General features: G+C 71.8%; 6 protein-coding genes and 1 tRNA gene. 1 reads left to right on the forward strand and 6 read right to left on the reverse strand.

Annotation, left to right across the window (positions count from 1 at the left end):
* From VP06_RS26240 to VP06_RS36670, 3 genes are all read right to left on the reverse strand, one after another.
* On the reverse strand, positions 1 to 559 hold a 559-nt coding region (locus tag VP06_RS26240; protein WP_048466758.1), incomplete at its 3' end, for an SWIM zinc finger family protein.
* A gap of 289 nt (positions 560 to 848) precedes the next feature.
* Positions 849 to 2,453: a TROVE domain-containing protein gene (locus VP06_RS26245; RefSeq protein ID WP_048466755.1), complete on the reverse strand. Its 1,605-nt coding sequence runs from the start codon at positions 2,451 to 2,453 to the stop codon at positions 849 to 851.
* A 556-nt stretch (positions 2,454 to 3,009) separates the two neighbouring features.
* Positions 3,010 to 3,074, reverse strand: a tRNA-OTHER gene (locus VP06_RS36670).
* Between the two features lie 538 nt (positions 3,075 to 3,612).
* On the opposite strand from VP06_RS36670, the gene VP06_RS26250 reads away from it, so the two are divergent.
* The gene (locus VP06_RS26250) at positions 3,613 to 3,864 is read left to right on the forward strand and encodes a helix-turn-helix domain-containing protein (protein WP_048466756.1); all 252 of its coding nucleotides are present in this window, start codon (positions 3,613 to 3,615) and stop codon (positions 3,862 to 3,864) included.
* On the opposite strand, the gene VP06_RS26255 is transcribed toward VP06_RS26250, so the two are convergent.
* The 3 genes from VP06_RS26255 to VP06_RS26265 form a co-directional block, all read right to left on the reverse strand.
* The gene (locus VP06_RS26255; RefSeq protein ID WP_082167637.1) at positions 3,816 to 4,796 is read right to left on the reverse strand and encodes a LysR family transcriptional regulator; all 981 of its coding nucleotides are present in this window, start codon (positions 4,794 to 4,796) and stop codon (positions 3,816 to 3,818) included. The genes VP06_RS26250 and VP06_RS26255 overlap by 49 nt on opposite strands.
* 68 nt (positions 4,797 to 4,864) lie before the next feature.
* The gene (locus tag VP06_RS26260; RefSeq protein WP_048466757.1) at positions 4,865 to 5,329 is read right to left on the reverse strand and encodes a nuclear transport factor 2 family protein; all 465 of its coding nucleotides are present in this window, start codon (positions 5,327 to 5,329) and stop codon (positions 4,865 to 4,867) included.
* Between the two features lie 77 nt (positions 5,330 to 5,406).
* Positions 5,407 to 6,983, reverse strand: a 1,577-nt coding sequence (locus tag VP06_RS26265; RefSeq protein WP_048466760.1) for a 2Fe-2S iron-sulfur cluster-binding protein, incomplete at its 5' end; no start/stop codon positions are given.

Genomic DNA, 6,983 nt, shown 5'->3' on the forward strand with positions numbered 1-6,983 from the left:
GGACCGCATGGCCGGGCGCCTGGCCGTCGACGAGGCGCCCGGCCATGCGGTCCCAGAAGGCGTAGGGCTCGGTGCGGGCGGCGGCGAGGCCGCGCCGCATCAGGTCGCGCAGCCAGAGATCCAGCTCGTCGAGGGCGGCCGCGACCTTGTCCTCGCGGGCCTGGCGGCGCTTGGCCTGCGCCTTCTCGTCGACGGGCTTCGCCGGCTCGGCGGCCCTGGTCTCGGCGGCGGCGGCGCGGCTCTCGCGCCCCTTGGTCCAGGCGGCGACCCAGTCCGGCGGATCGGCCTCCGCGAGCGGCGCGGCGGCATCGACCAGCATCAGGCCGAGGGCATGCTTGCAGGGAAACTTCCGGCTCGGGCAGGTGCATTTCGAGACCGGCCCGGCGAGATCCGCGACGGTGCGGTAGGGGCTGGCGCCGCTGCCCTTGATCTCGCCCCAGATCACCGATCCGGCCCGGCCGAGGCTGCTCCATTTCGGGGGCTTGGCCTGGTCCTGCCCGGCCTTGCGGCTCGCAGCGTCGGGGGCGAGGTCGAGGATCTGGGCAGTCGTCAGGCTCATGCGTCGGGTCGTCTGTCCGTCCATGCACCGTGTCCGGCGTGCGGCGCAGTCTGCACGAAACGATCTGGCAGGCAAGCTTGGCCGTGAAGCGCAAGATCAGCGGGTCGATAGACTTTAAATCAAATCCAAGGATGGTCTTGGGGTGAAGCGGCCGCGACGATGGCCGGCTAAAGTGTGACGCCATCAGGCGGGCGATTGTCTTGCGTGCGTCTCAAGCCGACGATCCGGCACGGTGCCCCGACCATGCCGGCTCAGCGAAGGGGCGGCCCTGCCGGGCCGCCCCCTCTCGTCACCCGCGGAGGAAATCCGCGATCACCGCCGGCGCCGCGGCGTCGAACCCGACCACGTCGAGCATGCCGGGATCGGCCGGGTCGGCGATGCTGAAGCCGTTGGAGACGAGCCCCACGACTACCAGCTTCGCCGGGATCCCGGTCTTCTCCCGGTATTTCCGCAGCGCCTGGACCGGATGGACCGGGCCGGCCCAGGTCTCCGAATCCGTGTAGACCACGAACGCATCGGCCTTGACCCCCCGCTTCAGCGCCCAGCGCATCGGCAGGGAGCAGTCGGTGGCGCCGAACGGCAGGTCCGCCGTCGCCGCCACCGCCTGGTCGAGCCGCATCGACGGCCCGATCGCCAGGGGCGTCAGGGCCGCGCCCTGGGTCCAGGGCCGCCCGTCCTCCGCGGTGAAGCCGAGGATCTGCCACTGCTCCTCCGTCGCCGCGGTGACGAGCGCCATCGCGGCCGCCGCCTCGCGGGCGGTGAGCGCGGAGCCCGCCACCTGGCTCGCCCCCATCGAGCCCGACACGTCGAGGGCGAGCACCAGGCGCTTGCCGGTCGGCTCCACCGCCCGGAAGGCGGTGTAGAACGCGGCGTTCAGCGCCTCGACGATCGCCGCCACCGGCTCCCAGGCGAGCTGCCCACGCTGGCCTCGCCCGGAGGCGTAGGTCTTCAGCGCGAGGAGCAGCGCCATCGGGTGGAGCCGCGCCTTGAGCAGCCGCTCCCGGTCCGCCAGCACCGCCCGGACATGCTCGGTACCCTCCGAGAAGGGCACGAGCGCGCCGGCGGCGGTGAGCCGGCCGAGCTGGCGCACGAGGGCACCGACCGGCATCCGCTCGATCAGGGCCTCGTTCACCGCGCGGCTCTTCATCAGCCCGGTCGGCAGCGCCTCCCAGGGCAGGCCGTGCGAGCGGATCAGCGCCGCCGCCACCGCCCCGTCGATCCCCTCGGCCTGCACCTCAGTGAAGGCGCGGACGATCTCCGGGACCTCCTCGGTCATGCGGCCGCGGCAGATCCAGTCGAACAGGGCCCGGCGCGCCGGCTCATCCGTCTCCGGATGGGCGAGGCGCAGGAGGTCGCGGTGCGTCCAGCCCTGGCGCGCACGGTACTTCACCGCCTGGAAGGCCAGGGCCTCCACCGGCTTGTCCCCGTACCACGCCCCCACCGCCCGGCGCAGGGACCGGCCCCAGCCGCGCAGCGCCTCGACGGACGCGGCGAACTGGAACAGGTGCGTGCCGGTGCGGCAGACCCGCGGCAGCGCCTGGAGCGCCGCCCGCCGGGTCGCCAGATCCGGGGAGGCCGCCGCCAGCGCCAGGGCGAAGATCGCCGTGTCCTGCTTCGGCGCCCGCCCGTTCTCGCTGATCCCGACGATCGCCGCGACCGCCCGCAGGCCGTCCTCGGCGAGGCAACGCTGCACCGCAGCCGCATTCTCGACGGTCAGCGCCCGCGGGGTCGCGTAGTACGAGCCGCCCTCGGAGCCGAGAACCAGGAAGCGCGCGAGCCGGGTCCAGTCGTCGACCGCGAAGGCGTAGCCGCCCGCGCTGTTGCGCACGGTGCCGGGAATCGGCTCGCTCTGCGGGGTGCGCCAGCGCGAGGCCAGCTTGGCGTAGATCGTCATGGCGGATCCTCCTCGTCTCTCCTCTCTCCATCGCGGCCCTTCACGGACCGGTGGCGCGTGACGGCGCGCGGGAGCGTGCGGGGAAGGAGGCCGAGCGGCACCGTCCCCCGTGCCGATCGCGGCCGGAATTCTGTCGTTTCGTCACGGACGGGGCCGTGCGGGCGTGTGTGTGTCGGGACCGGTCGTGCTTCCGGTTTCGAGCCGGAATGGTCTCCGGAATGGCCGCGGATTCGCCGCCCGATGCGCGGGATGCCGTGCATCGGGCCCCGAGCGTCGAGCCTCACGGCCTTTCGGGATGCGAACCCGGACCTTTCTGTCGACCTAGATAACCTGTCCCGTCCGGCCCGCACGGCCGAACTCGTCCTGTCCGGCGCCGCAGAGCGGCGCAGGACGAATTCTTCACAGATCAGACGCGGGATCGGCCGGAGAGGAAAGATCTTGCGTCTGATCGTGTTTCGACAACCTCATGAACTTGGCGCCAGCGATGCCCGGGCCGCGCGGTCGTGGGTATGAGGGACGGTTGTTCCGATGCTCTGACCGACTGAGCTACGAGCCTCGCGGCCCGGCGGGACTCGAACCCGCGACCTCCGGATGAGCGATAACCGTCCCTCTCCGGCCCGCGCGGCCGCGAGAGTGCGCGTCCCGTCCCAACGGACGGTCCTGCGGGCGTGAGGTCGGGGACGGGTTTGCTGAGCGACCGGGACTTTGCAGCCCAGGCGGAATTCGAATCCGCAACCTCCACGAGGCAAGCCCGTGGCGCTCTACCCGATAACCGTCCCCTGCCGGCCCGCAGGGCCGTCAGACAAGGTCGAGTCTTCCAATGTCGAGTCTTCTCGGAAAATCTGCCGGCTTCGCGAAACCGGCCATCGCCATCAGCCTTTGAGGCTGGCGCGTTCCGCGAGCGACCGCAACGGCCACATCATCCCGGGACGGGCGAACGCGGCGACGCTGTTATCGTCGTGCATATTCATGCCTGGCTCCGTCCGAACGGGGCTTGCGGGGTGGTGCGGGCGTGTCGTGGTGAGGCTCGGGGGGATCCGTGGAAGGGATAACCGAGCATCGTCCGGCCCGCACCGGCGATGGGGTGTGGATACGGCGCCGCCGCCGGACCGTCAAGCCGAAACTTGAAAAATCTTTCAGTTTCGCCCATCTCGGGATCATGATCGTCGCTGCACAGATCCGCGCCGGGCGCGGGCTTCTCAAATGGACCCAAGGGGTTCTGGCGAGCCGCGCCGCCGTCTCGGTGGTGACCCTGAACATGATCGAGAGCGAGCAGGTCCAGCCCCGCCAGCGCACCCTGGAGGCGATCCGCCTGGTGCTCGAAGGAGAGGGCATTCGCTTCATCGGCGATGCCGAGGACGGCTACGGCGTCATCCTGCGGCCCGCCGCTGGCGAGCGCGGCGCCTCGTAGGCGATACCGGCCTGCGCCACGTCCGTCTCCGGCGGATCGGCCGGGTTGAGCAGGCGGTTCGCCCGCAGCCGCGCCACGGCGAGGTCGACGAAGGTCCGCACCTTGGCGGGCGCCTGCCGCCCCTCGGGATGGATCACGTGGATAGGGAGCGGCGCTTCCTCGTCGTCGGCGAGGACGACCTGCAACCGGCCGTCGAGCACGGCGGCGCCGACCTGATAGAAGAGGGCCCGCGTCAGCCCCCAGCCCGCAAGCGCCGTGGCGATGCCGGCCTCGTTGGTGTTGCTCAGGAGGGCGGGCTGGACCGTCACCCGCTGACCTTTCGCGAATCGCCACTCGGTCGAGGCCCAGGCCCCGGTCGACATGGCGATGCGGTGGTGCTTCAGGTCCTGGGGCGTCGCCGGGATCCCATGCCGCGCGAAATAGGCCGGCGCGCCGCAGATGACGCGCCGGACCGCGCCGACCCGGACCGCCGCGAAGCCGGAATCGGGCAGGTGGCCGATGCGGATCGCGACGTCGATGCCCTCCTCGACGATGTTGACCTGCCGGTCGACGAAGAGGGTCCGGGCCGTCATCGTCGGGTAGAGGTCGAGATACTCGGTCACGATCGGCAGGACGTGCATCCCGCCGAACAGGACCGAGGCCGTGACCGCGAGCGCGCCGGAGGGCGTGGCGTAGGAGCCGGCCGCTGCCGCCTCCGCCTCGGCGATGTCGGCGAGAATCCGTCGGCAATCCTCGTCGTAGCGCCTGCCCGCCTCGGTGAGCGTCACCGAACGGGTGGTCCGCACGAACAGCCGGGCGCCGATGGCCTCCTCCAGTGCCGCCACCGCCCGCGTCACCGCCGGGGGACTCATGTGCAGCTGCCGCGCGGCCTCGGCGAAGCTCGCCGTTTCGGCGACCTTCGCGACGATGTGCATGGCCTGTAGGCGGTCCATCGCTCCCCCCCTGGCGCCGCGGCGTCAGCCCTCCGCCACAGCGGGCCGGCGAGACGGCGCCCGTCGTCTCAGAATCCGAAATGGCTGAGGCCCGGATGGTCGTCCGGCCGGCGCCCGAGGGGCCAGTGGAACTTGCGATCGCCGTCCCGGATCGGATGCTCGTTGATGCTCGAATGCCGGGTGTGCATCAGGCCGTCCTCGGCGAAGTCCCAGTTCTCGTTGCCGTAGGCGCGGAACCACTGGCCGCTGTCGTCGTGGTACTCGTAGGCGTAGCGCACCGCGATGCGGTTCCCGGCAAAGGCCCAGATCTCCTTGATCAGGCGGTAATCCAGCTCGCGGTTCCACTTGCGGGTCAAGAAAGCCTCGACCTCCTGGCGGCCGTTGAGGAACTCGGCGCGGTTCCGCCAGCGGGTGTCCGGGGTGTAGGCGAGGGCGACCTTGGCCGGATCGCGGCCGTTCCAGCCGTCCTCGGCGAGGCGGACCTTCACGATCGCGCTCTCCTCGGTGAAGGGCGGCAGCGGGGGACGGGACATCGGATTCTCCTCTGGGTTTTCCAGGATTCGCGGGTGGGGCAGAGTGCCGGACCAAGCCGGCGGGGTCGATGGCAGGCTCACAGAGCCAGGTGGACGGGGCCGCTGCCCGCGGCCGGGACCGCCGAGCAGATCAGCACCTCGTCCGCCGCGACTGCCGCCGTGGGCTCCTTGGCGTAGGTGACGGCGCCGGCCAGCAGCCGGGTCTTGCAGGACCCGCAGCTGCCGGCCCGGCAGCTGAAAGCGGGGCTCAAGCCCCGGGCCTCGGCAAGCTCAAGGAGCGTCCCGGATTCCGGCGTCCAGCGCGCGTCCTTGGCGGAATCCAGGAAGGCGACCGCGACCGGCTCCGCCGAGGCCGCCGGCCGCTCCGGCGCGGCCAGCCCGCTGCGCGCGAGCGACGAGGGGCCGAACGCCTCGGCGTGGATGCGGTCGTCGGCGACGTTCAGGCCGCGTAGACCGTCATAGAGCGCTTGGGTGAAGGCGGGCGGACCGCAGAGATAGACATCATTGTCGCCGAAGGGCAGGAGGCGGGCCAGCAGCGCCATGTCGATCCGGCCGGCAACGTCGTAATCGACGCCCGCGACGGCGCCGTCCGGCTCGCTGAGGACCCGCACGATCCGCACCGCGCCGTCGGCCGCGGCGGCGAGGTCCGCCAGTTCGCGGGCGAAGGGGCGGTCCTCCAGGGACCGGGCGGCCTGGACCAGGACGGTCGGCCGGACGCGGCGGGTCCGCAGGCCCTCGTAGACGACGTGGCGCAGCATCGCCAGGAGCGGCGTGATGCCGACGCCGCCGGCAAGCAGCACGGCCGGGCGCTGGCCTTGCGCGTCGATGGTGAAGGCGCCGGCTGGTGCGCGCGCCTCGATCCCGTCACCCACCCGCACGGTCTCGTGCAGGTGGCGGGACACCGCGCCGTCCCGCTTGACGCTGATCCGGTAGACCGCGTCCGAGGGCGCGACCGACAGCGTGTAGGTACGGAGGGCCGGCTTGTCCTGTCCGGGCAGCGTCACGCGGATCGGCAGATGCTGGCCGGCCCGGTGCGGCACGAGCCCGGCCCCGTCCGCCGGCAGGAGGTGGAAGGAGCGGATCGTCCGGCTCTCGTCCACGATCCGCGTCACCGTGAACGGGCGCCACCGCGTCGCGAGGTCGGCGGCAAGCTGCCGGTCGGCGGCCTCGCGCCAATCCCCGGTCATCAGGGAATTGGGCGACCAGCCGTCCGGCCGGAGGCTCCAGCGCAGGGGCAGCGCGCCGCGCCGCCGCACCACCCGGCGCGGCCGGACGGTCCACAGCCGCTCGGCGCCCTGGAAGGCGGCGATTTCGGGCGAGGACAGGACGATGTCGGCGTCGCCGGTCAGTTGCAGCAGATCGCCGGTCGCGAAGTCGGCGAAGACCAGGCCAGCCTTGCCGGTGAGCAGGATGTTGCCCAACGTGGCGAAGAAGAGGTTGCCGGCGAAGTCCGGAATGGTGAGCGTGCCGTCGGCGGCGACCCGGACGAAGCCGGCCTTGCCGCCGCGATGCGAGACGTCGACCTGACGATGCCCGTCTTGCTCGGCGTAGGACGACACGAAGAACGTGTCGGCGGCCTCGATCGTGGCGCGCGCCGCCGCGTCGAGGTCGCCGCTCTCCTCCACGGTCCCCGCGAAGGCGTGCTGCGGGTCGC

The organism is Methylobacterium aquaticum, from assembly GCF_001043915.1.
GTDB classification, from domain to species: Bacteria; Pseudomonadota; Alphaproteobacteria; order Rhizobiales; family Beijerinckiaceae; genus Methylobacterium; species Methylobacterium aquaticum.